Consider the following 1,348-nt stretch of genomic DNA (forward strand, 5'->3'; position numbering starts at 1 on the left):
GTTTGTGGTCTTGCTACGTCTTGGGGGAATTGGCTGAATCGGATCTTTCTGGTGCAACTCACGTCTTCAGTGTCAAACGGCGGGATGTGGAAATTTTGCAGACACAGAGTAACCGCATTCTGGTTCGTGGTACTCTCCGACCAGGGGATCAAGTCATCGTCGGCGGAACCCATCGCCTTGTCCCTGGACAACGGGTGCGCTCAAAAAGAGTTGCTGGGGTCAAAGTGCGATAGTAGTGTCTTGGGCTAAGTAGAACAAGTATTATTATTTAAGTTTAACCTTCTTGCTAATGTAATTAGTAGTTAAGATAAACTCTGTAACAAGATTGTATAGAAAAACACTGTTTACCCTAACCAGCATAGTCCTACTCACGAGTATCCTGGGCGCTTGCGCCAAGGAACCTTCCCCGCCTGAAACTAAGTCTAATCTCAGGCTGACTCCAGAGGGTTTGGGTACACTAAACAAAACCAGCAACTTTGATGCTGATACCATCAAGAGTGCTTTGCCCAGTTATACCGTAAAAAAAGAAACCACCTCTGCTGAAGGGGAAACTTACGATATTTTCAGAGCCTACTGGCAAGATAGCCCGGTAGTGGAAATCGATGCCGACATCTCCCAGCAAAAAATCGGCAGGATGACAATACTAAGCGATCGCATCCCTGCTCCAAACGATGTGAAGGTAGGAATAGCCTACTCAGCCACTCCTGGAAACGAGAAACTAGACTGCTTGCCAGGTGAGGAAGGGTCTACTGGGAAAGTAATTTGTAGGTTTGAGGAAAATGCCTCAATCCTATACGTCTACCAACCCGTTAACTGGGAAGGGCCTTATCATAAGTTACCTCCCCTTGAGGTTCTCACCAAGGCTAAGCTAGATAGTCTACTTTGGGTTGCACGTTAGTGCGCAAATAGCAAATATTAATTACTAATTAGCGCTCTAATTACCGCTCTTTCATGGCTGGCGAATGGCTCAATGGTGTCTTTGCTGAAGATTCCAACAGCAAACCATACTCAATGCCTTCCACCACAGCTTCATAGGAGGCTTCGAGAATATTACTGGAAACCCCCACAGTTGTCCAGCGCTGTTCTCCATTGCTTGATTCCACTAGCACTCGTGTCTTAGCCGATGTGCCAGCAGTACCATCGAGAATCCGCACTTTGTAGTCGGTTAGATGAAAAGCCGCAATCTCTGGGTAAAAGTTCACTAAGGCTTTGCGCAACGCTGCATCAAGGGCTGACACTGGTCCATTGCCTTCTGCTACTTCCAAAATATCCTGGTTGTTAACAGATACTTTAATGGTTGCCACAGAATTACTGTAGGGTTTACTGACCCCTTGTAGCATATCGCAAT

At 46.3% G+C, this 1,348-nt stretch carries 2 protein-coding genes and 1 pseudogene; 2 read left to right on the forward strand and 1 reads right to left on the reverse strand.

The genetic code is table 11. The features are described 5' to 3' along the window. A pseudogene (locus F6K37_RS42645) lies at window positions 1–233 on the forward strand (hypothetical protein); the annotation flags it as partial. Window positions 234–325: 92 nt separating this feature from the next. Then, the gene (locus tag F6K37_RS42650; protein WP_287257252.1) at window positions 326–898 is read left to right on the forward strand and encodes a DUF1131 family protein; all 573 of its coding nucleotides are present in this window, start codon (window positions 326–328) and stop codon (window positions 896–898) included. Window positions 899–938: 40 nt separating this feature from the next. On the opposite strand, the gene F6K37_RS42655 is transcribed toward F6K37_RS42650, so the two are convergent. Next, window positions 939–1,348 (reverse strand): alpha-isopropylmalate synthase regulatory domain-containing protein (locus tag F6K37_RS42655; RefSeq protein ID WP_287257253.1); only part of this gene is annotated, 410 nt, incomplete at its 5' end.

The sequence above is a fragment of the Moorena sp. SIO4E2 genome (genome assembly GCF_010671945.1).
Lineage (GTDB): Bacteria > Cyanobacteriota > Cyanobacteriia > Cyanobacteriales > Coleofasciculaceae > Moorena > Moorena producens.